The 22,332-nt window shown below is 68.4% G+C and carries 19 protein-coding genes and 1 tRNA gene; 12 read left to right on the forward strand and 8 right to left on the reverse strand.

All coding sequences use genetic code 11. The features are described 5' to 3' along the window. Positions 1–87 precede the first annotated feature (87 nt). The 4 genes from ASF43_RS13190 (at position 88) to ASF43_RS13205 (ending at position 6,762) form a co-directional block, all read left to right on the forward strand. Positions 88–1,056 carry a DMT family transporter gene (locus tag ASF43_RS13190; protein WP_056181575.1) on the forward strand — a complete coding sequence of 323 codons (969 nt, stop codon included), beginning with the start codon at positions 88–90 and terminating at the stop codon, positions 1,054–1,056. Beyond that, positions 1,056–1,442 (forward strand): DUF2784 domain-containing protein, encoded by a 387-nt coding sequence (locus ASF43_RS13195; protein ID WP_056181578.1) that lies wholly within the window; start codon positions 1,056–1,058, stop codon positions 1,440–1,442. The genes ASF43_RS13190 and ASF43_RS13195 overlap by 1 nt, the downstream gene beginning before the upstream one ends. A 174-nt stretch (positions 1,443–1,616) precedes the next feature. Continuing rightward, on the forward strand, positions 1,617–4,247 hold the full coding sequence (locus ASF43_RS13200; protein WP_056181581.1) for an ATP-binding protein: 2,631 nt from the start codon (positions 1,617–1,619) through the stop codon (positions 4,245–4,247). Positions 4,248–4,356: 109 nt separating this feature from the next. Continuing rightward, a complete protein-coding gene (locus ASF43_RS13205; protein ID WP_056181583.1) occupies positions 4,357–6,762 on the forward strand; it encodes a membrane-bound PQQ-dependent dehydrogenase, glucose/quinate/shikimate family in 2,406 nt (801 codons plus the stop codon). Here ASF43_RS13205 and ptsJ read toward each other — a convergent pair. Next, positions 6,741–8,057, reverse strand: coding sequence for a transcriptional regulator PtsJ (gene ptsJ / locus ASF43_RS13210; RefSeq protein ID WP_056181586.1), 1,317 nt, complete (start codon positions 8,055–8,057; stop codon positions 6,741–6,743). The genes ASF43_RS13205 and ptsJ overlap by 22 nt on opposite strands. A 54-nt stretch (positions 8,058–8,111) precedes the next feature. On the opposite strand from ptsJ, the gene ASF43_RS13215 reads away from it, so the two are divergent. Then, the gene (locus ASF43_RS13215) at positions 8,112–8,759 is read left to right on the forward strand and encodes an FMN-binding negative transcriptional regulator (protein ID WP_056181588.1); all 648 of its coding nucleotides are present in this window, start codon (positions 8,112–8,114) and stop codon (positions 8,757–8,759) included. A 40-nt stretch (positions 8,760–8,799) separates the two neighbouring features. Here the strand turns inward: ASF43_RS13215 and ASF43_RS13220 are convergent, their stop codons facing one another. Next, positions 8,800–9,153 carry a hypothetical protein gene (locus ASF43_RS13220; RefSeq protein ID WP_156373301.1) on the reverse strand — a complete coding sequence of 118 codons (354 nt, stop codon included), beginning with the start codon at positions 9,151–9,153 and terminating at the stop codon, positions 8,800–8,802. Positions 9,154–9,362: 209 nt separating this feature from the next. Here ASF43_RS13220 and ASF43_RS13225 point away from each other — a divergent pair, with 209 nt between their 5' ends. After that, positions 9,363–10,133: a hypothetical protein gene (locus ASF43_RS13225; protein ID WP_056181593.1), complete on the forward strand. Its 771-nt coding sequence runs from the start codon at positions 9,363–9,365 to the stop codon at positions 10,131–10,133. Positions 10,134–10,149: 16 nt separating this feature from the next. Here the strand turns inward: ASF43_RS13225 and ASF43_RS13230 are convergent, their stop codons facing one another. Next, positions 10,150–11,820: a hypothetical protein gene (locus tag ASF43_RS13230; RefSeq protein ID WP_056181596.1), complete on the reverse strand. Its 1,671-nt coding sequence runs from the start codon at positions 11,818–11,820 to the stop codon at positions 10,150–10,152. A gap of 206 nt (positions 11,821–12,026) precedes the next feature. Between ASF43_RS13230 and ASF43_RS13235 the strand changes: the two genes are divergently transcribed. After that, a complete protein-coding gene (locus ASF43_RS13235; protein ID WP_082497829.1) occupies positions 12,027–12,560 on the forward strand; it encodes a GAF domain-containing protein in 534 nt (177 codons plus the stop codon). 40 nt (positions 12,561–12,600) lie between these two features. On the opposite strand, the gene ASF43_RS13240 is transcribed toward ASF43_RS13235, so the two are convergent. Then, positions 12,601–14,538: a PhoX family phosphatase gene (locus tag ASF43_RS13240; RefSeq protein ID WP_056183378.1), complete on the reverse strand. Its 1,938-nt coding sequence runs from the start codon at positions 14,536–14,538 to the stop codon at positions 12,601–12,603. A gap of 297 nt (positions 14,539–14,835) precedes the next feature. Between ASF43_RS13240 and ASF43_RS13245 the strand changes: the two genes are divergently transcribed. After that, entirely contained in the window at positions 14,836–16,812 is a 1,977-nt protein-coding gene (locus tag ASF43_RS13245) for a PhoX family phosphatase (RefSeq protein WP_056181602.1), read from the forward strand. 133 nt (positions 16,813–16,945) lie between these two features. Here the strand turns inward: ASF43_RS13245 and ASF43_RS13250 are convergent. Together ASF43_RS13250 and ASF43_RS13255 are read right to left on the reverse strand one after the other, a co-directional pair. Continuing rightward, positions 16,946–17,022 (reverse strand) — tRNA-Pro (locus tag ASF43_RS13250). 24 nt (positions 17,023–17,046) lie between these two features. Beyond that, positions 17,047–18,030, reverse strand: a complete 984-nt coding sequence (locus ASF43_RS13255) for a polyprenyl synthetase family protein (protein WP_056181606.1) — start codon at positions 18,028–18,030, stop codon at positions 17,047–17,049. A gap of 154 nt (positions 18,031–18,184) precedes the next feature. On the opposite strand from ASF43_RS13255, the gene rplU reads away from it, so the two are divergent. The 4 genes from rplU to proB all read left to right on the forward strand — a co-directional run bounded on the left by rplU (position 18,185) and on the right by proB (position 21,119). After that, positions 18,185–18,496, forward strand: a complete 312-nt coding sequence (gene rplU, locus ASF43_RS13260) for a 50S ribosomal protein L21 (protein ID WP_056181609.1) — start codon at positions 18,185–18,187, stop codon at positions 18,494–18,496. Between the two features lie 12 nt (positions 18,497–18,508). Further along, positions 18,509–18,769 carry a 50S ribosomal protein L27 gene (rpmA, locus tag ASF43_RS13265; protein WP_056181612.1) on the forward strand — a complete coding sequence of 87 codons (261 nt, stop codon included), beginning with the start codon at positions 18,509–18,511 and terminating at the stop codon, positions 18,767–18,769. A gap of 85 nt (positions 18,770–18,854) precedes the next feature. Then, complete coding sequence (gene cgtA / locus ASF43_RS13270) at positions 18,855–19,925, forward strand: Obg family GTPase CgtA (protein ID WP_056181614.1); 1,071 nt, start codon at positions 18,855–18,857, stop codon at positions 19,923–19,925. Between the two features lie 45 nt (positions 19,926–19,970). Further along, a complete protein-coding gene (gene proB / locus ASF43_RS13275) occupies positions 19,971–21,119 on the forward strand; it encodes a glutamate 5-kinase (RefSeq protein WP_056181616.1) in 1,149 nt (382 codons plus the stop codon). Between the two features lie 13 nt (positions 21,120–21,132). On the opposite strand, the gene ASF43_RS13280 is transcribed toward proB, so the two are convergent. Together ASF43_RS13280 and ASF43_RS13285 are read right to left on the reverse strand one after the other, a co-directional pair. Then, positions 21,133–21,648 (reverse strand): CNP1-like family protein, encoded by a 516-nt coding sequence (locus ASF43_RS13280; RefSeq protein ID WP_082497830.1) that lies wholly within the window; start codon positions 21,646–21,648, stop codon positions 21,133–21,135. Further along, positions 21,635–22,285, reverse strand: a complete 651-nt coding sequence (locus ASF43_RS13285) for an RNA pyrophosphohydrolase (protein ID WP_056181621.1) — start codon at positions 22,283–22,285, stop codon at positions 21,635–21,637. The genes ASF43_RS13280 and ASF43_RS13285 overlap by 14 nt, the downstream gene beginning before the upstream one ends. Positions 22,286–22,332: the final 47 nt, after the last annotated feature.

The following is a 22,332-nucleotide window of genomic DNA, read 5'->3' on the forward strand; positions in this document are numbered from 1 at the left end:
ATGAAAAACTCGTGTGAAGCGCAGGGGCGGTTGGGCAACCGCGCAGCCCGCAACTTTAGCAAGTCCGAGGCCAGATAAGCTCGCCAGATGCAATCGATCTCCACAACAGAGCCGGGCGATACCGGCCGCGGCGTCTTTTTCGGCATTGCCGCCGGTGCGGCCTGGGGCCTGGTCTTCCTGGCGCCCGAGCTGGTGCCCATGTTCAGCCCGCTGCAGCTGTCGGCCGGGCGCTACCTGGCCTACGGGTTGATCGCCGCCGTGCTGGTGCTGCCGCGCTGGCGGCAACTGGCGGCGCAGATGGGGCGCGCCGAATGGAAGGCGTTGTTCTGGCTCAGCATCCTCGGAAACATCCTGTATTACGTGCTGCTGGCCACGGCCGTGCAACAGGGCGGCATGGCCATGACCTCGCTGGTGATCGGCTTCCTGCCCGTGGCCGTGACCGTGATCGGCAGCCGCGGCGACGGCGCCGTGCCGCTGCGCCGGCTGGGCTGGTCGCTGGTGCTGGGCATGGCCGGGATCGGCTGCATCGCCTGGCAGTCGCTGGCCACGGCGTCCGCTGCGCCGCTGGCCACGCGCGTGCTCGGCTTCGTCTGCGCCCTCGGTGCGCTGGCCTCGTGGACGGGCTACGCGGTCGCCAACAGCCGCTGGCTGGGTCGGCTGTCGCAGGTGTCGGCGCATGACTGGAGCCTGCTGACCGGCGTGGTCACGGGCGCGCAGGCGCTGGTGCTGGCGATTCCCGCGTTCTGGTTCACGGCCTCGGCGCCGCATGCCTCGGCCGAGTGGCTGCGCTTCATCGGCGTGTCGGCCGGCGTGGCGCTGCTGTGCTCGGTGATGGGCAACGCGTTCTGGAACCAGGCCAGCCGTCTGCTGCCGCTGACGCTGATCGGCCAGATGATCGTGTTCGAGACCTTGTTCGCGCTGCTCTACGGCTTTCTGTGGGAGGCGCGCTGGCCGACCCTGCTGGAGACCGCCGCCATGGTGCTGATCACCAGCGCCGTGCTGTCGTGCATCTCGGCGCACAAGCCCGGCGCCGCCGTGGACGAGGCCCATCCCTGATGCTCTCGCTGCTGGCCGATGCGGTGCTGGCGCTGCACGTGGCCGTCGTGCTGTTCGTGGTCGGCGGCCTGGTGCTGGTCGTTGGCGGCAACCGGGCCGGTTGGCGCTGGGTCAACCGCTGGTGGCTGCGACTGGCCCACCTGGGCGCCATCGCCTACGTGGCCGCGCAGGCCTGGTGGGGCATGGTGTGCCCGCTCACCACGCTGGAGATGTGGCTGCGCCGACAGGCTGGCGAACCAGCCTATGGCGGCAGTTTCGTCGCGCACTGGCTGCAGCGCCTGCTGTACTGGGACGCGCCGCAGTGGGTGTTCACGCTGGCCTACACGCTATTCGCACTGGCCGTGGCCTGGGCGTGGTGGCGCTATCCGCCGCGGCGTGCGGGCTGAACGACACGGGCGCGCCGCCCGCCAGTGAGGCCCGGGCGCGCGCCGCGGCGCGCCTTGTGGTGGGGATGCGGCATTCGCTGTCAGACGCCGCCGCGAGGCGCGTGCCGCAGCCCAAGCGGCCCGCTGGCGCGCCCACAATGTGCCCGACTCCTTGAGCCTCGACGGATACGCGACATGCCGACCCCAGACCCCCACGCTTGGCCGTTCCTGCAAGGCGGCGGTGCCATGGCCGCGCTGATGGCGGCGTTCGAATGGGAGAGCACCGCGCTCGGGCCGATGGCGCAGTGGCCAGCGCATGTGTGCACGGCCACGGCGCTGATGCTGCGCAGCCAGGTACCCATCGTGATGCTGTGGGGCCCGCCCGGCGTGATGGTCTACAACGACGCCTATGCCGTGTTCGCCGGCCAGCGCCACCCCCGGCTGCTGGGCTCCAACGTGCGCGAGGGCTGGGCCGAGGTCGCGGATTTCAACGACAACGTCATGCGCACCTGCCTGGCCGGCGGTACGCTGCACTACCGGGACCAGGAGCTGACCCTGGTGCGCCATGGCCGCGCCGAGCAGGTCTGGATGGACCTGGACTACTCGCCGATGCTGGACGACGCGGGCATGCCGGCCGGCGTCATGGCCGTGGTGCTGGAGACCACGGCCAAGGTGCACGCCGAACGCGCGCTGGTGCAGGAGCGCGAAAGCCTGCGCCGGCTGTTCCAGCAGGCGCCCAGTTTCATGGCCATGCTGGAAGGGCCGGAACACCGCATCGTGATGGCCAACCCCAACTACCTGCGCCTGGTCGACCACCGGCCGGTGCTGGGCCGCACCGTGGCCGAGGCCCTGCCTGACGCCGTGGCCCAGGGCTACCTGGCGCTGCTGGACCAGGTCATGCGCAGCGGCGAGCCTTACCACGCCAGGGGTTCGCGCTACGCCGTGCAGGCCACGCCCGGCGGGCCGGTGCACGACCGCTACGTGGACTTCGTATTCCAGCCGATCCGTGACGGCAGCGACGCCGTCAGCGGCGTCTTCGTGGAAGGCGTGGACGTGACCGACCGCATGCTGAGCGTGCAGCGCAGCGAGGCCCTGATCGCGCTGACCGACGCGCTGCGCCCGCTGGACGACAGCGTGGACATCGGCTACATCGCCGCGCGCATCGTGGGCGAGACGCTGGGCGTGAGCCGGGTCGGCTACGGCGGCATCGTGCCCGAGGCCGACACCTTGCACGTGGTGCGCGACTGGGTGGCGCCCGGGGTGCAGACGCTGGCCGGCGTGCTGCAGCTGCGCGAGTTCGGCTCCTTCATCGACAGCCTGAAGGACGACCGCACCATCCGCATCGCCGACGTGCGCGAGGACGCGCGCACGGCCCCGGCCGCGGCGGCGCTGGAGCAGCGGCACGCGCGCTCTTTCGTGAACGTGCCCGTGCTCGAGCAAGGCCGGCTGGTCGCCCTGTTCTATGTGAACCATGCCGACGTGCGCGACTGGTCGCCCGAGGAGGTGGCCTTCATCCGCGAGGTGGCCGACCGCACGCGCACGGCCACCGAGCGCGTGCGCGCCGAGGCCGCCGTGCGCGAGAGCGAGGCACGGCTGCGCGAGGCCAACGAGTCGCTGGAGGCCAAGGTCCAGGCGCGCACGCGCGAGCTCATGGACCTGGAGGCCACGCTGCGCCAGTCGCAAAAGACCGAGGCCATCGGCCAGCTGACCGGCGGCATCGCGCACGACTTCAACAACCTGCTGGGCAGCATGGGTTCCAGCCTGCAGATCCTCGAACGCCGGCTGCTGATCGGCAAGACCGAGAACGCCGCGCGCTACATCGGCATGGCGCAGGACGCCGTGCGACGCGCCGCCTCGCTCACGCAGCGGCTGCTGGCGTTCTCGCGGCGCCAGACGCTGGACCCCAAGCCGATGAACGTGAACCGGCTCGTGGCCGGCATGGAGGAGATGGTGCGCCGCTCCATGGGTCCGGCGGTGCAGGTCGAGGTAGTCGGCGCGGGCGGGCTGTGGCCCACGCTGGTGGACGGCCCGCAGCTGGAGAACGCCGTGCTCAACCTGTGCATCAACGCGCGCGACGCGATGGCGCCCGACGGCGGCAGGCTCACCATCGAGACCGCCAACAAGTGGCTGGACGAGCGCGCCGCCATGGAGCGCGACCTGCCGCCGGGCCAGTACATCTCGGTCTGCGTGACCGACACCGGCTGCGGCATGGCACCCGAGATCGTGGCGCGCATCTTCGACCCGTTCTTCACGACCAAGCCGATGGGGCAGGGGACAGGGCTGGGCCTGTCCATGGTCTATGGCTTCGTGCGCCAGTCCGGCGGGCAGGTGCGTGCGTATTCCGAGGTCGGGCGCGGCACCACCATGTGCCTGTACCTGCCGCGCTACATGGGCGAGATGGGTGAGGACGAGGCGCCTGGCGCCGTGGCGGCCGGCGCCGTCGAGCCCGAGCGCTCCGACGGCGAGGTGGTGCTGGTGGTGGAGGACGAGGCGATCATCCGCATGCTGATCGCCGAGATGCTGGAGGAGTCGGGCTACCGCGTGCTGACCGCGGCCGACGGCCCGGCGGCGCTGCAGGTGCTGCTGTCGGACGCGCGCATCGATCTGCTGCTCAGCGACGTGGGCCTGCCCGGCGGGCTCAATGGCCGGCAGGTGGCCGACGCCGCGCGCGTGCAGCGGCCCGCGTTGAAGGTGCTGTTCATCACCGGCTACGCCGAGAACGCCGCGATCGGCAACGGCCTGCTGGCGCCCGGCATGCAGGTCATCACCAAGCCCTTCGACATCGCGGCCCTGGCAGCCAAGGTGCGCGACATGGTGGAGCAGTGATCGGGCGCGGCCGCGTCGTCGCGCCGCACCACAGCAGGATGCGCCGCCGGCCTACCCGCGAGCTGCGCCGGCCTGGCTAGGCTGCGGCAGCACACCGCCCGGAGACCGCATGCCGCCCAACGACCGACCCCGCTTCATCGTCTGCATGGCGGCACTGCTGTGCCTGTGCGGTGCCTTCCTGGCAGGCGGTGGCGCCTGGTTGCTGGCCCTGGGGGGCAGCCCGTACTACCTGGCAGCCGGTGGCGCGCTGCTGCTGGCAGGCGTGCTGCTGTGGCGCCGCTCGGGCACAGCGCTGACCGTGTTCGCCGCCCTCTTTGCTCTGAGCCTGGTCTGGTCGCTGTGGGAGGCCGGACTGGACTGGTGGCCGCTGGCGGCGCGCATGGGGGTGCTGTTCATCCTCGGCGTGCTGCTGCGCACGCGCTGGATCACACGCGCGCTGCGGCCCGAGCCCGACAACCGGTGGGCGCGGCGGCCGGTGGGCGGCCTGCTGCTGAGCCTGGGCCTCACGGCCTTCGTCGCCGTGGCCATCGCCTCCTGGGCGCAAGACCCGCACCAGCGGCAGGGCGATCTGCCCGGCGCGCGTGGCGCGGTGGCGGCCGATGCGGCCGGGCTGCGTGGCATGCCGGCCGGGGAGTGGCATGCCTACGGCCGCACGGGCGACGGCCAGCGCTATTCGCCGCTGGACCAGATCACGCCTGCCAACGTGGCCGACCTGCAGCTGGCCTGGCAGTTCCGCACCGGCGACCTGCGCGGCCAGCCCGGTGACCCGGAGGAGACGACCTACGAGGTCACGCCGCTCAAGATCGGCAAAAACCTGTACATGTGCAACCCGCACCAGACCGTGATGGCGCTGGACGCGACCACGGGCGCCGAGGTCTGGCGCCATGACCCCAAGGTGCAGGGCAGCCTGGCCTTGCAGCACCTCACCTGCCGCGGCCTGTCCTACCAGCCGCCCGACCCTGCGGCGCCCGTGGCCGCCGGGCCGGGCGCGTGCCCGGCCGGCAAGCTGTTCATGCCCACGGCCGACGGCCGGCTGCTCGCGCTGAACCCGGTCGACGGCCGACCCTGCACGGCCTTCGGCGCGGCGCGCGGCCACATCGACCTGTGGGCCAACATGCCCAACCATCGGCCCGGCGCCTACTACTCCACCTCGCCCGTCGTCGTCACGCACAAGCTCGTGATCGTGGGCGGCACGGTGCTGGACAACGCTTCGGTGCGCGAACAGTCCGGCGTGATCCGCGCCTTCGACATCGAGACCGGCGCGCTGGTCTGGAACTGGGACTCGGGCAACCCCGACAGCACGGCCCCGATCGCGCGCGGCCAGCGCTACACGCCGAACTCGCCCAACAGCTGGTCGATCTCCAGCGTGGACGAAACCCTGGGCATGGTCTACGTGCCCATGGGCAACCAGCCACCGGACCAATGGGGCGGCAACCGCAGCCCGGCGGTCGAGAAGTACTCGTCCTCGGTGGTGGCGCTGGACCTGGCGAGCGGGCAGGTGCGCTGGGTGTTCCAGACCGTGCACCACGACCTGTGGGACTACGACGTGCCCTCCCAACCCAGCCTGATCGACCTGACCATCGACGGCGCGACCGTGCCGGCGCTGGTGCAGCCGACCAAGCAGGGCGAGCTGTTCGTGCTGGACCGGCGCACCGGCACGCCCATTCACCCGGTCACCGAGGTGCCGGCGCCCCAGGGCGCGGCCGCAGGCGACCGCACGGCGCCCACGCAACCGAAGACGGCCCTGTCGTTCGAGCCTGCGCGGCTGACCGGCCGCAGCATGTGGGGCGCGACCCTGTTCGACCAGATGGCCTGCCGCATCGCCTTCCACCGGCTGCGCTACGAGGGCCGCTTCACGCCGCCCAGCGTGCAGGGCTCGCTGATCCACCCGGGCAACTTCGGCGTCTTCAACTGGGGCAGCGTCGCCGTGGACCCGGTGCGCCAGATCGCGTTCACGACGCCGACCTATCTGGCGTTCGTCTCCACGCTGGTGCCCCGCCCCGACGACCGGACGCTCATGGTGCAGGACGGCGGGCCGCCCGAGGGCGCACTGCCGGCGCTGAACGAGAACTTCGGCGCGCCCTACGCCGCGCGCATGGGTCCGTTCCTTTCGCCTGTCGGGCTGCCATGCACCGCGCCGCCCTGGGGCTATGTCGCCGGGGCCGACCTGCAGCGCGGCACCGTCGCGTGGCAACACCGCAACGGCACGGTGCGCGACCTGGCGCCCGTGCCGCTGCCGTTCCGCATGGGCGTGCCCACGCTGGGCGGGCCGATGCTGACCGCCGGAGGCGTGGCCTTCCTGTCCGGCACGCTGGACAACTACGTGCGCGGCTACGACGTGACGAGCGGCCGCGAGCTGTGGCGCGAGCGCCTGCCGGCCGGCGGCCAGGCGACGCCCATGACCTACCTGGGCGAGGACGGGCGGCAGTACCTGCTGGTGGTGGCGGGCGGCCATGGGTCCACCGGCACCAAGGCCGGCGACTCGGTGATCGCTTACGCGTTGCCTCGGCGCTGAGCCTCCAGGCAGGCGCCCAGGTCCGCCGCCAGGCGCGCCGCCTGCCCATCTTCCAGCGTCGCCACCGTGATGCGCATTGCCTGCGTGCGGGCCTGCACGTCGAACGCATCGCCCGAGCGCAACAGCCAGCCGCGCCGGGCCATGGCGTGCACGACCTCTCGCGCGTCGATGGGCAGTGGCACCCAGACGTTGAAGCCGTCCGGCGGCAGCGGCGCCGCGATGCCGTGCGCCCGCAGAGCCTGCACCAGCTGGGCACGCTGCGCCGCATAAGCCGTGCGCGTACGCAGCGTCTGCGCGGCCACGTCGGGCGAGCGCAGGCAGGCCTCGACCAGGTCCTGCAGCAGGTGGCTGACCCAGCCCATGCCCGGCGCCAGCCGCAGCCGCAGCTTGCGCGCCGTGTCTTCGTCGCTGGCGAGGAAGGCCAGGCGCAGGTCCGGCCCGAGCGCCTTGGAGACCGAGCGCACCAGCGCCCAGCGCCCGGCGTTGGCCGGCAGGATGGATTGGTAGGCCGACTCGGCCAGCAGCGCGAAATGGTCGTCGACGATGACCAGCACGTGCGCGAAGCGCGCCAGCACCGCGCGCAGTGCAGCGGCCCGCCCGGGCGTGAGGCTGCAGCCGGTGGGGTTGTGAGCGCGCGGTGTCACGAGCACGGCCTGCGCGCCGGCTGCCAGCACCGCCTCCAACGCATCGGGCCGCATGCCCTGCGCGTCGATGGCGACGCCTGCGGCCTGCATGCCGGCGATGCGCAGCGCGTTGATGGTGCCGAGGAAGCAGGGATCCTCCACGGCCACGCGGTCGCCCGGCACCAGGTGGGCGACGGCCAGGCGCTCCATGGCGTCGACGGCGCCATGCGTGAGGTTCAGCGCGTAGCCGGCCGGGCAGTCGGGGTCGAACCAGGGCCGGGCCAGCGCCAGCAAGCCGGTGTTGACCGTGGCGTCGCCATACAGGCGTGGCGATGGAGCGAGCCTGGGAAACAATGACGCGACAGCCGGCAGCCAGGCCGGGTTCGGGTTGCCGCTGGCCATGTCCACGAGCGGCGAGCCTGTGTGCCGGCCCTCCTGTTCACCCGCTGCCACCGGTGCGCTGATGGTGGTGCCGAGCCGGCCCTGGGCCAACGCGATGCCGGCCGCGGTGAGCCGCTTGTAGGCCGAGGCCACGGTGTTGCGGTTCACGCCGAGCTGCAGTGCCAGGTCACGCACGGGCGGTAGCGCAGCGCCGGGCTGCAAGGCGCCGGATTGCACTTGCAGGCGGACGCTTTCGAAGATCTCCAGCACGGTGGAACCGGTCAGGTGCATTTTGTCCTATGACAATGTACAGTTGGGCCTAGGCCAATTCTAGATGCGCCCCACATGTACATCCCTCGCCATTTCGAAGAATCGCGGCTCGACGAGATCCACCGCATCATCGAGACCTATCCGTTCGCTGCCCTGGTCGTGCAGTCGCCCGCGGGGCTCGACGCCACGCACATTCCGTTCGCGTTCGACGCCAGCGCCGGCGCGCATGGCGTGCTGCAGGCCCATGTGTCGCGCAACAACGCCCTGTGGCAAGAGTGCAAGGACGGTGCCGACGTGATGGTCATGTTCCAGGGCGGCGACGCGTACGTATCGCCCAACTGGTATCCGAGCAAGCATGAGCTGCACCGCCAGGTGCCCACCTGGAACTACCAGATCGTGCACGTGCACGGCAAGCTGCGCATCCGTGACGACGAACGCTTCGTGCGCGGGGTGGTGGCGCGCCTCACACGCACGCACGAGGCACGGGCCGCCACGCCTAAACCGTGGAAGATGGGAGACTCCGAGCCGGCCTACATCGACCAGCTGCTCAGGGCGATCGTGGGAATCGAGGTGGAGATCGAGCGCATCGTCGGTGCTTCCAAGCTCAGCCAGAACAAGGAAACACGCGACCGTGACGGCGTGGTCTCGGCGCTGCGCGCGCGAGGAAATGCGCAGACGGCAGACGCCATGGTGGCGGCTGCCATCCGCCAGCCAGCGGCCTGACAGGCAGCGGGGCTGACCCGCGTGAGGCGGGCCGTGCCTTTTACTTAGAAGGGGCCGGCTTCACATCGCCGACCAGGCCGCCACGGGGCGCCTTGCCGTCGTGGTTCGCGGCGGCGGCGTCCTTCTTGACCTCGGCGCGCGACATCGACGACGACGCGCCGGCCGTGGGGGCAGCCTTCACACCGCCGACTTCGCCGCCCTTGGTCGCCATGCCAGCCTTGTTGGCGGCGGCGGCATCGGCCTTGCGCTCCATGCGCGCTTCGGACTTTTCTTCCTTGGACATGGTGTTGGGCATCGGGGCCTTCTTCACGCCGCCGACTTCGCCTTGCGCGAATGCGCTGAACGCCAGGGTCTGGGCCAGCACGATGCCGGCGGTCAAGATTGCTTTTTTCATTTGTCTTCCTTCTAGGTGGTGGAACATCTGCGCGCCACATGCGGTGGGGTGTGGCTCTGATCGCGCCAATGCAGATTACGTGTCTGCCGCGGCCGCCCCGTAGGACGTTGCCCAGTCCCCTGGCAGGCCCCGGCCGCCACCGGCTGGGTGCACCCGCATGGGTGAGTGCGGGGGCGCTACGCTCGCCCCATTCCTTGCACGGGCCAACGATGCGCAACACCCTCGATTTCAGTTCCTGGCAGGGCATCCTGTCGACCCTGCTCGGCCTGGTCATCGTCTCGCTGGTGGCCGTCGGCATCCGCTTGCTGGTCATGCACAGCGTGCAGCAGCGGCGCGAGCGCCAGAACCGCCAGATCAACGAGCGGCTCAAGACCCTGATCGCCGCCTACAAGACGCTGGGCGGCTCGTTCACGGGCAACCTGGGGGTGGACCCGCGGCACCTGCGCGAGCTGCGGCTGCAGGCCGTGGCAGCGCGGGCGGCGCTCGATGCGGCGCAGGGGCCGGTGGGTGCGGAGTCCGCTGGCGACAGTGGCTCCGAGCGCAACCGGCGCATCCGCGATGCGGTGGAGGCCGCGCTTTCCGACGTGATCCTGCTTGGCACCGAGGAACAGGTGCGCCTGGCCGCCCAGGCCGCCAGCGACATGGTGGCGGGCCGAACCATCGAGACGGCCGCGCTGGTGGCCTCGCTGCGCCAGTTCATCCGTGAGGTGCTGGACCTGGAGGCCATTCCGGCCAGCGTGGCCATTCCGAAGCAGGGGCCGGTGCGCGCGGCCGGGTCGGGAGGGCGCGCGGGCGGCCAGGCGGCTGGCGCGGGGCGCGGCGGTGGTGGGCAGGGCGGCGGCGGCGGTGGTGGCGTCATGGCGGCCGGCGGCCTGCTCGGGCTGGGCGTGGCCGGCGCGCCCGGCGCCGACGCGACGGGCGCCGACGCGACGGGCGCCGACGCGACGGGCGCCGCGCCGCAGGACGAGCGCCAGCCCTGAGCGGCCTGCGGCCTCTCTAGTCGCCGCGCCGCCACACGGCCAGGAAGGCCAGGCACTTTTGCCACACGCTGGCCCGCTCGTCCGAGAGCACATCGAGGAAGTCCGATAGCCGCTTGGACTTGGCCATGGTGTAGACCGTCAGCACCGTGGTCAGCACGAACACGATGGCGAACACCAGCAGCCTGTGCGACAGCGGCGCATCGGCCTCGGCCAGAAGGTTCATGCCCAGGAATCCGGTGGTCACGGTGCCGATCAGGCCGAAGATGGTGACCACCGTCAGCCGCACCACGGTATTGGCCTGGCGCCGCAGGCTGTCGCTCTCCAGGTACTGGTTCATGTCGCCGATGCGTTCCTTGACCTCGGCGAACAGCGGGTCCAGGTCCAGGTGCCGCGCCGTCATGTGCCACAGCGCGCGCATCTGCGCCTGCTCGGAGATCTCGTGGAACCAGTAGCGGTGCGTGAAGCGCAGGAACGATTCGAAGCTGCCGCGGATGGCGCGCTTGAACTGGCGCACGCTGTCGGCGTCCGAAATGTCCAGGTCGCGCAGCGCCTCCACGAGCTTGTCGGACGACATCAGCAGTGCGGCCTTCTGGAAATGCGCGATCAGGAACAGCAGGAAGTGCTGGTGCCGGAACTGCGCCAGCACGCCACGGTCGCGGCAGCCGTAGAAGGTGGAGCTGGCCTGGCCCACGACGATCAGCGACTGGCCGCTGCACAGGTAGCGCGTGCGCGGCGCCGTGCCGCCGTCGCTCCAGAACCGGTCGTAGCAAAAGCGTTTCTCGAAATCGGCCAGGTGGTCCTCGCCATAGGGCAGGGTGGCTTCGCCGCCGCCCGTGCCCGTGACCAGGCCGAGCCGCACGAAGTCGGCCCGCGTCAGCGCGCGCGGGTCGTCCAGCGCCAGGTAGGCCATCATGGGCATGCGGTAGTACTCGATCTGCCGGAAGCGCAGCGCGCCGGGCTGGCCCGAGTGGTCGCTGACCAGGGGCTCCAGCATGGTGGCCCAGTGCGCGGCGATGCGCGGCGCGCGGTGCTCGGCCACATGCGCCATGAAGGTGTCGCGCTGGTTTGCGTCCGAGTGCGCGAGCACACGGCCCTGCGCATCCAGCCACTCGGCGTTGGCCAGGCAGTGCAGGGCCTGGCCGTCGGCGTCCCAGCCGGCCGGATAGCCGCGGCCGAAGCGGTACAGCAGCTCCTGCGCCTGGGGCAGCGTGAGGTCGTTCGTGCCGATCTCCAGGTTGAACAGCACCAGGTCAACGTCGAGAAAGAAGTACAGGTCGGCGTGCACGATGGTCAGGGTGACCGGCGCGTCGCCCGGGCGGGGCGTGAGCCGCACGGCCGCGATGTCGTGGCGCCGGAACACGCGCATGGGTGAGCCCATGTTGCCCTCGCTGGCGCCGCGCCGGTCGCGCCCCTCGCCGTACAGGAAGCGCTGCACATAGGGCAGGAAGGTCACGAACTCGTTGTAGTGCCGCTCGTGGAACTTGCCGATGTCGCCGGTGTATTCGTCCACCACCTCTTGCCAGGGCGAGCGCTCGCCCATGGCATTGAGCACGTCCCAGGGCCTGGCGCGGGTGCCGACCTCGGCCGGCAGCGGCATCAGGCGCAAGGGCCACAGCAGGATCTGGCGAAAGTGCCGGACGCAGGTGGCGTCGGGCGCGCGGGGGGAATCCGGTTGGAGTGTTGTCATGTCGGGCCTGCGCGGGGGCGATGGGGCGCAGTGTAGGGGCGCCCAACGGACCTCGTCCTTGCCCAAGGCGGCCTGCGTGGCCGCACCGCATGTGCGGGGCTTCTGCTTAATCCCTGGCACGATTTGGGCCAAGGGCGCAGCATGGTTTGCGTTGCGGACTGCAATAATCCGCTCGCCCTGCCACCTCTGCCCATCAGGAGTCCGCCATGCGAGCGCCCGCGTTGCCTGCATCCGAAGCCCAGCGCATCGCCACGCTGCGCGAGCTGCTGATCCTGGATACCTTGCCCGAGGCGCGCTTCGACGGGATCACCGCCTATGCGGCATCGCAATTCGGCGTGCCGATGGCCATGGTCACGCTGGTGGACACGAACCGTCAGTGGTTCAAGTCCTGCGTGGGGCTGGAGCCCGGTGAGGCGCCGCGCGAGCTGAGCTTCTGCGGCCATGCCATCTTGGAGAGCGGCATCTTCGAGATTCCCGATGCGCGCGCCGACGAGCGCTTTGTCGACAACCCTTTCGTGACCGGCGACCCTTGGGTCCGCTTCTATGCCGGCTGCCCGCTGGTGATGGACAACGGCGAGGCCGTCGGCACGCTGTGCCTGCTCGGCCGCACGCCCAAGCGGCTGAGCACCTGGGAGCGCCAGCACCTCACGGTGCTGGGCAAGATGGTGTCGGCCGAGCTGCAGGGCGTGTCGGCACGCAGTGTCGAGGGGCGGCCGAACATCCCGGCCTTCTACACGTGACCCACGCCGCAGCAGCCTGCGGCAGCGTGGCGCAGCGGCCTCAGCCGACAAGCTTGAACTGCGACGGCGTGGCCGTGAGGTAGCCGACGCTGGCGCCGTAGCCGTTCTTGTAGTTGGCCTTGATCAACGGGTCCAGCACACTGCGGACCTTGCCGTGCAGGTTGGTGTTCCAGTCGCCCGCATGCTGGAAGTTGCTCATGACGTAGGTCCAGCCATTGATCTCGTCCACCGAGTGCAGTCCGGTGGATTCGGCTCCGGCCGGGCAGGACAGCACGCGCGCCAGCACCTTGGTGTCGACGTTGTAGGCCCACAGGAAGTTGTTCACGTGGTTGCCGCTGTCCTCGCCGATGAACAGCGTGCGCAGCTTTTCCGAAAACTTCAGGTTGTCGGGGCTGCCGATCTTCTCCGGGTTCGACAGGTTGCCCAGCACGTCGGAGGCGATGTCCTCGCCCAGCAGCAGCATGTGCGAGTGCTGCGGCACCCATTCGCTGTTGATCGCAGTGCCTGCCGTGTCCTTCACGCCGCTGCCCAGCTTGTGCTCGACGACGCCGCCGGCCACGATGGCCTTCTGGAACGTGATGTTGCGGCTGGCGGACCAGGCCGCGTTGCCCTGCACCATCGAGGCCTGGATGTTCGCCAGCGCCGAGTAGGCCGTCTTGTCCTTGGTGTTGACGGTCGTGCCTTCCATCTTCGTGAAGGCCATGCTGGCGCCCACGAGGTTGGCGTAGCGGTGCGTCTCCAGGAATGCCGCGGCCTTCTCCATGCCGGGCTTGAGCCGGACCCATGCGGCCCGGCCGTCCAGGTAGACCTTGGTGTAGCTTGGGTCGGCGGGGTCGGCGCTCACCGAGTCCATGATGTCGGTGGGCTTGAGCGTGTTGGCCAGTGCCTCGATCTCGGCGCTGGTGGCGTGGCCCAGGTGGATCCACGCCATCGTGGCGGTGGAGGTCTCGGTCAGCGTCTGCTGGTACTGGGCGACGTAGAGCGAGCCGGACGACAGGTCGCGTGCGCGGTCGGCCACGAACATGAACAGGCCGCCGTTGGTGTAGTCGTCACCCATCAGCGCGGTGCGCTCGTCCGGCATGACCTGGATCAGCTCGTGCGAAATGCGGCCCAGGCAGTAATGCTTCTTCGCGCTGCCCGTGCCGTCGGGGTTCACCGTGATCTCGGGCAGGTGGCCGTAGTGGTAGGGGTTGGCCTGGGTCTCGTTGCCATACACGTTCTTGCTGAAGGCCTTGAACTGCGCGGCGCTGGCGGCCGTGAACGCATCGGGCTCGTACTCTTCGCTGGACAGGTGCGTGTTCCACGGTGACAAGCTGGCGCCGCAGGTGATCCACAGTCCGTGCAGCGCGGACATGTCGACGTTGTGGTACTTCACGACGCTGAGCTTGCCGGTGGACTGGTCCTGGTCCAGCGTGACCACGCCGATCGGCGAGGGCAGGGTGCCGTAGGTGTCGGCGCCGGCCAGGTTCTTGGACGTGTATTCGAACTGGACCACGGCAAAGACGGCCTTGCCCTTTACGCCCGGCACGTTGGCGTTGTCCAGCTTCAGCAGTGAAGAGCCATCCGGGCAGTCCGAGAAGAACTGACGTTCCTGGCCCGGCACCGAGCGGTCGATGATGGGCTGGTTGTGGATGTCGTAGTAGCCGCCCGCCACGATGGTGCCGCCCTTGCCGTCGGGTAGCGCGTCGCCCGTCATGAAGAACGGCTGGTAGGCCAGCGCGTAGTTGCGCGTCGTGCCATCGCTGAGCTTCACGTTGAGCTGCGAGGCCACGCTGGTCGTGGCCATGGCCGCGGGGTTGGCCAGCGTGGGTGCGGCCATCGGCGTGAAGCTGGCCGACTCGAAGGCGGCGGCATCGTCGCTGCCGCCGCACGCGGCGAGCAGCGCTGCAGCGGAGCTGCCCATTCCGAGGGGAAGCAGAGGGGCGCCTGCAAGCCATTGCAGTGCCTTGCGGCGCGTGGTCAGGGCGACGGCGGTGATGGAGCCGCTTTCGATGGGCGAGGTCATTGGAGTGCTTTCGTTGTGTGACGGGCCACGGTGGATCGGCCGGGAACGTGGGGGATCCCCGGCGCCGATGCTAGGAAGGTCATGTGACATCCGCGTGAATGTGACGAGCCGATGAAAGCGCCCAAGTCCTTGTTCCGTATGACGGTTTTGCCGTGTGGCTATCACGGAACCGTCACATGTCCTGCCGAACATCGCGGCCGCACCTAGCCAGCTTCGCGAGCCAACTGCAGCGCGCGGAGCGATTCCAACCACCGATGAGGACCTGCCCCGATGAGCGCTTTCGATTCCGAAGACATCCCGACCAACACCACGGCCAATCCGCATTTCAACGAGATCGTCGAGAGCGTGCGTTCGCGCCGCGGCTTCCTCAAGACCGGCCTGGGCCTGGGCGCCGTGAGCTTCTTCGGCGCGGGCCTGGTGGCCTGCGGCGGTGGCGGCGATGACGACACGCCCGAGGCCAAGCTGGGCTTCACGGCGGTGGCCGCCAACACGCTGGACACCATCACCGTGCCGGCTGGCTACAAGCACGCCGTGTTCTGCAAGTGGGGCGATCCGCTGTTCGCCAACTCGCCCGCCTGGAAGCCCGATGCCACGAACACCGCGGCCGACCAGGCGCTGCAGTTCGGCGACAACCACGACGGCATGCACTTCTTCCCGCTGGGCAACGACAGCAGCACCGAGGGCCTGCTGGTCATGAACCACGAGTACATCAACCCCGAGTTCTTCTTCACGCCCGGCGTGCAGTCAGGCGCCACGCCCTGGTCGCTGGAGTCGGTGCGCAAGGGCCAGCACGCGCACGGCGTGTCGGTCGCGCACGTGCGGCTCGTGAACGGCAACTGGCAGGTCGTGATCCCGTCGGCCTACAACCGCCGCATCCACCTGAACACGCCGATGGCGCTGACCGGCCCGGCCCGCAGCCACGCGCTGATGCGCACCAGCGCCGACCCGGCCGGCGAAGGCTCGCTCGGCACGGTCAACAACTGCGGCAACGGCTACACCATGTGGGGCACCTACCTCACGTGCGAGGAAAACTTCAACGGCTATTTCGGCACCACCAGCGGCGCGGATACACGCAACGCCAACATGCGCCGCTATGGCGTGTCGGCCACCACGTCCGGCTACCGTTGGGAAGAGTTCGACGCGCGCTTCGACTACGCGAAGGAGCCGAACGAGGCCAACCGCATGGGCTGGATCGTGGAGATCGACCCGTTCGATGCCGCGTCCGTGCCCAAGAAGCGCACGGCGCTGGGCCGCATCAAGCACGAGAACGCCGCGCAGACGCTGGCTGCGGACAAGCGCGTGGTGGTCTACATGGGCGACGACCAAGCCAACGACTACGTCTACAAGTTCGTGTCCGACGGCAAGTACGACGCGGCCAATGCAGCGGGCAACCGCAACCTGCTGGAAAGCGGCACCCTGTACGTGGCCAAGTTCGGCGCAGGGGCCGCGGTCGGCGACATGATGGGCACCGGCACCTGGACGGCCCTGGTGCCGGCCACGCCGACCACCGACGGCAGCACGCTGGGTGCCAAGTTCGGCGACCTGGGTGGCATCCTCGTGAACACGCGCCTGGCCGGTGACGCCGTCGGCGCGACCAAGATGGACCGCCCCGAATGGGTCACCGTGCACCCCGAGACCGGCGAAGCCTACCTCACGCTGACCAACAACAGCGGCCGCACGGCGGTGGACGATGCGAACCCGCGGCCGTCCAACATCTACGGCCAGATCATCCGCTGGCGCGAAGCCGGCAAGGACGCTGCCGCGTTGACCTTCGAGTGGGACCTGTTCGTGCTGGCCGGCAACCCCGCGCACACGGCGGGCGGCCTGCAGGCGGGCTCGGCCAACGTCAACGCCGGCAACCTGTTCAACAGCCCCGACGGCCTGGCTTTAGACGCCGACGGCCGCCTGTGGATCCAGACCGACGGCAATTTCTCCAACGTCGGCAATTACGCCAACATGGGCAACAACCAGATGCTGGTGGCCGACCCTGTGACCAAGGAGATCCGCCGATTCCTCGTCGGCCCCTCTGGTTGCGAGATCACCGGCATCACCTGGACGCCGGACCAGAAGTTCGTATTCGTGAACGTGCAGCACCCGGGCGAGTACGGCAGCCACCCGCGCAAGCCCACGGTGGAGCCGGACGTCGATCCGCTGGCCTTCTCGCAATGGCCTGACGCAGCGGGTGGCCGACCACGGCCCGCCACGGTCGTGATCTGGAAGGAGGACGGCGGCAAGGTCGGCACCTGACCCATCGGGCCTCTAGCCCGTCGCCGAAGCCCCGGTGCCTTGCGGTCCCGGGGCTTTTGCATGATCAGGCGCAGCGCGCAGGCGTGCGCATGCCGCAAAGGAAATCGAGTGAGGGGGAATCCCGACCTGGGACTGGTCGGGGTGAGAGGATTCGAACCTCCGGTCTCTACGTCCCGAACGTAGCGCTTTACCAGACTAAGCTACACCCCGTGAGCAACGCTCCAAATCCGTGTTTCAGGACCTGCGCTGCAACAGCTGAGCCGCTAATTGTAGCAAAGCCTCGGTGTGCGAATTGCGCGGCAGATGCTCCGTTGCAGCAACAGCGCGATGCGCTTCGGCGGCCGCCGCTTGCCGCGTCACGTCCAGCGCGCCAGTCTCGCGCACGATGGCCAGGATCTCGTCGATGTTGTCGATGGCGCCGTTCTCGATGGCCTGCCGGATGGTGTCGCGCTGCGCTGGCGTGCCCAGGCGCATGGCTGCGATCAGGGGCAGCGTGGACTTGCCTTCGCGCAGATCGTCGCCCAGGTTCTTGCCCATCTCGGTGGGCGTGCCGTCGTAGTCCAGCACGTCGTCGATCACCTGGAAGGCCGTGCCCAGCGCCTGGCCGTATTCGGCGCAGGCCTGTTCCAGGGCGGGTGGGCAACCTGCAAGGATCGCGGCCAGCCGCGTGCTGGCTTCGAACAGCTTGGCCGTCTTGGAGCGGATGACGCGCAGGTAGCCCGCCTCGTCGAGCGAGGCGTCGTGCATGTTGACCAGCTGCATCACCTCGCCTTCGGCGATCACGTTGGTCGCATCGGCCAGCGTCTGCATGATGCGCATGTTCCCGGACTCGACCATCATCTGGAAAGCCCGCGAATAGAGGAAGTCGCCGACCAGCACGCTGGCGGGATTGCCGAACACCTCGTTGGCCGTGGCGCGCCCGCGGCGCAGCGTGGAGTCGTCCACCACGTCGTCGTGCAACAAGGTGGCGGTGTGGATGAACTCGACCACGGCCGCCATGTTGAAGCGCTGCGGAGCGTCGTAGCCCAGTGCGCCGCACATCAGCAGCAGGATGCCGGGCCGCAGCCGCTTGCCGCCGGCCGAGATGATGTACTGTGCGACTTCGCCCACCAATGGGACACCGGAGGCGAGACGCTGGGCGATCAGTCGATCGACCTCGCGCATGTCATCGGCGATGAGGGCAACCGCTGCTGCGGTGCTGGAGGAGTTGACTGACAAGTTGTAACCCGGGGTAGTTGGGCAATTATAGGAACGCACCCAACGCCACAAGTTCGGGCGGATTTGAGTCGGCTTGTGGGCAAATGCCGCGTGCTATACTCGCGGGCTTCGCGGAAATTCGTCCGGCGAAGACTCACTCCTATAGAGGTCCAACATGTACGCGGTCATAAAAACCGGCGGCAAGCAGTATCGCGTTGCTTCCGGCGAAAAAATTAAAGTAGAACAGATTGCTGCGGATGTAGGCCAAGAGATCGTGATTGATCAGGTTCTCGCAGTCGGCAACGGCAGCGAGATCAAGGTCGGCACCCCCTTGGTATCCGGCGCAACCGTCACGGCAACCGTCGTGGCGCATGGCAAGCACGACAAGGTCCACATCTTCAAGATGCGCCGTCGTAAGCACTATCAGAAACGTCAAGGTCACCGTCAACAGTTCACCGAACTGCAGATCGGTGCAATCGCCGGATAAGAGGTACAGGTCATGGCACAGAAAAAAGGCGGCGGCTCTACACGCAACGGTCGCGATTCCAAGCCCAAGATGCTCGGCGTCAAGGCCTTTGGCGGCGAACTGATCAGCGCAGGCTCGATCATCGTGCGTCAGCGCGGCACGCGCTTCCACCCCGGCACCAATGTAGGTGTCGGCAAGGACCACACACTGTTCGCCCTGGTGGACGGCCATGTGTCCTTCGCCGTGAAGGGTGCACTGAACCGCCAAGTGGTGGTCGTCACGCCGGCTGCCTGATTTCCTCGGGCGTCCCGTCGTTCGAAGCCCCGCTCGTCGGGGCTTCTTCGTTGCTGGGGTCGTATGTTTGTAGACTGGGTGGACCATGAAGTTCGTTGACGAAGCCTTTATTGACGTTGCCTCTGGCGACGGTGGGGCCGGCTGCGTCTCGTTCCGCCACGAGAAATACAAGGAATTCGGGGGCCCGAACGGCGGCGACGGGGGGCGCGGCGGCCATGTATTCGCCGTCGCGGATCCCAATCTGAATACGCTGGTGGATTACCGTTTCTCGCGCCGGCACGAGGCCAAGCGCGGCGAGCATGGCATGGGTTCGGACATGTTCGGCGCTGCCGGCGACGACATCACGCTGCGCATGCCGGTGGGCACCATCATCACCGACGCCGAGACCGGCGAGCAACTGTTCGAGTTGCTCGTGCCTGGTGAAGTGATCACGATCGCCAAGGGCGGCGATGGCGGATTCGGCAACATGCGTTTCAAGAGCGCCATCAACCGCGCGCCACGCCAGAAGACGCCGGGTTGGCCTGGCGAGAAGAAGCAGCTGAAGCTCGAGCTCAAGGTGTTGGCCGACGTCGGCCTGCTGGGCATGCCCAACGCGGGCAAGTCGACGCTGATCAGCGCGGTCTCGAACGCCCGTCCGCGCATCGCGGACTACCCGTTTACGACGCTGCATCCCAACCTGGGTGTGGTGCGCGTGGGGCCGGAGCAGAGCTTCGTGATCGCCGATCTTCCCGGCCTGATAGAGGGTGCTTCCGAAGGCGCGGGCCTGGGCCATCTGTTCCTGCGGCATCTGCAGCGTACGCGGCTGTTGCTGCATGTGGTCGACATCGCCCCGTTCGACGAAGGGGTCGACCCTGTCGTGCAGGCGCGCGCCATCGCCAACGAACTCAGGAAGTACGACGAATCGCTCTACAAGAAGCCACGCTGGCTCGTGCTCAACAAGCTGGACATGGTGCCGGTGGACGAGCGCGCAGCCCTGGTCAAGGATTTCGTACGCCGCCTGCGCTTCAAGGGCCCGGTGTTCCAGATCTCCGCTCTGAACCGCGAGGGCTGCGAGCCCTTGATCAAAGCGGTGTACCAACACATCCACTCTGAGCAGGCTGCCGAGCACACGCCGTTGGCGATCGACCCGCGTTTTGCCGACGGCCCCGGCGTGTGATCCGTTGACTTCATCGCTCCGGGTGCACCGGAGCTGGTTGCATCCATGACAACTTCCGCTTCATCGACCTTGCTGCGCGACGCGCGGCGCATCGTCGTCAAGGTCGGCTCCAGCCTGGTGACCAACGAAGGCCGTGGCCTGGACGAGACGGCCATCGGCGAATGGAGCCGGCAACTGGCCAGCCTGGTCGGCGGCGAGGGCGGTCGGGCACGCGAACTCATCATGGTGTCCAGCGGTGCCATCGCCGAGGGCATGAAGCGCTTGGGCTGGAGTACGCGGCCACGCGAGATCCGCGAGTTGCAGGCCGCCGCTGCAGTTGGCCAGATGGGCCTGGCCCAGATGTACGAGACCAAGCTGCGCGAGAACGGCATGCGCAGCGCGCAGGTGTTGTTGACCCATGGCGACCTGGCGGACCGCGAGCGCTATCTGAACGCTCGTGCGACCTTGTTGACGCTGCTGCAGCATGGCGTGATCCCTGTGATCAACGAGAACGACACGGTCGTCAACGACGAGATCAAGTTCGGTGACAACGACACCCTCGGCGCGCTCGTGGCCAATCTGGTCGAAGCCGATGCCCTGGTCATCCTGACCGACCAGCGTGGCCTGTATTCGGCGGACCCGCGGCGCGACCCGGCGGCCGTGTTCGTGCAGGAGGCCAAGGCCGGCGATGCCGCCCTGGAGGCCATGGCGGGCGGTGCCGGCTCCAGCATCGGGCGGGGCGGCATGATCACCAAGATCCTGGCAGCCAAGCGGGCAGCCGGTTCTGGCGCGTCCACCGTCATCGCCTGGGGCCGCGAGCCCGACGTGTTGCTGCGCCTGGCGCGTGGCGAGGCCATCGGTACGTTGCTGGTGGCGCAAACCCAGAAGACGCAGGCGCGCAAGCAATGGATGGCCGACCATCTGCAGCTGCGTGGGGCCGTGACGGTGGACGATGGTGCTGCGCTCAAGCTGCGCGCGGAAGGCAAGAGCCTGCTGCCGATCGGTATGACGGCCGTGGAGGGTGACTTCTCACGCGGCGACGTGATTGCGATCCGCGACGCGCAGGGCGTCACGCTGGGGAGGGGCCTGGCGAACTATGCGAGCGCGGAAGCGCGGCTCTTGTGCCGCAGGCCTTCCAGTGAATTCGAGAACCTCCTCGGCTACCTGGCCGAGCCGGAGATGGTGCACCGGGACAACCTGGTGCTGAGCCGCTGAGCGGCTTTCCGCTTCAGCCGGGGTAGACGATGGGTGCAGGATTTTTCAGCTTGCGCACCATGTCGCTGACCGAGGTCGGAGGCGCCTTGCTGTCGCACCCGCCCTGGCGCGCCAGCGCCAGTGGATAGCGCACACGCGTGGAGTCGAACAGAGACTGCCATTGCGGCGAGGCAACCGGCGCCCAGCGCGCGTCGTTGTAGCGGGCGTAGACCTTGTGCTCGCCCGTCCCACAGCGCAGTCCTTCGTACATGGCGGTCATCGCGCCACTCGGGCTGCGCGCGACGATCACATAGCGCACGACGCCATCCTTGCCGATGCTCATCGTGGCCGGGTCCACGCCGTACTGCAGGCTGCCGCGCTTGTCGACATCCACCGAGATCAGCTTGTCGGTCTGGAAGGTCGGCGGCGGCGGCACGTCGGCTTCGGCCCAGTCGGGCTGATCGGGAAGGATGGTTTGCGCCAACGCCATGGACGCAGACAGCGCGCCCACCGCGAGCCAGGCCGCGATGCGGCCGCTACGAAGATGCATGGTTTTCCTGGGAAGCCTTGAGTCGCTCGCTGGCCTGGGGGTCGGGCTCGAAACTGCCACCGGGCGGCAACTCGAATTTGTGGCCCATGACGTCGTGCGGCTCGTCGGGTTGGTCGCCATCGCGTGTGCGCATGCTGCTGCGCAGGTAGCGGTTGCGATGGTCGTGGCGCGGCAGAAACCGCGCCAGCTCGGTCAGCGCCATTTCGTAGACGCCGCGTTTGAACTCGACCACCACGTCCAGCGGGACCCAGTAGTCGTTCCAGCGCCAGGCGTCGAACTCGGGGTGGTTGGTGGCGCGCAGGTTCAAGTCCCAGTCGTGGCCGACCAATTGCAGCAGATACCAGATCTGCTTTTGTCCCTTGTAGTGACCGCGTGCATCACGTCGGATGAAGCGGTCCGGCACCTCATAGCGCAACCAGTCACGGGTCCGGGCCACCACGCGCACATGCTCCGGACGGAGGCCGACTTCTTCGTGCAATTCCCGGAACATGGCCTGTTCGGGGGATTCGCCCCGATCAATGCCGCCTTGCGGAAACTGCCACGAATGTGTGCGGATGCGTTTGCCCCAGAAAACCTGGTTCTTCTGGTTGAGCAGGATGATGCCGACGTTGGGCCTGAAGCCTTCCCGGTCAAGCATAATCGAACCCCAATTTCTTAAACTGAAACCATTATGCACAGCAGAGT

The organism is Pseudorhodoferax sp. Leaf267 (assembly GCF_001422405.1).
In the GTDB taxonomy this organism is placed as follows: Bacteria; Pseudomonadota; Gammaproteobacteria; order Burkholderiales; family Burkholderiaceae_C; genus Pseudorhodoferax.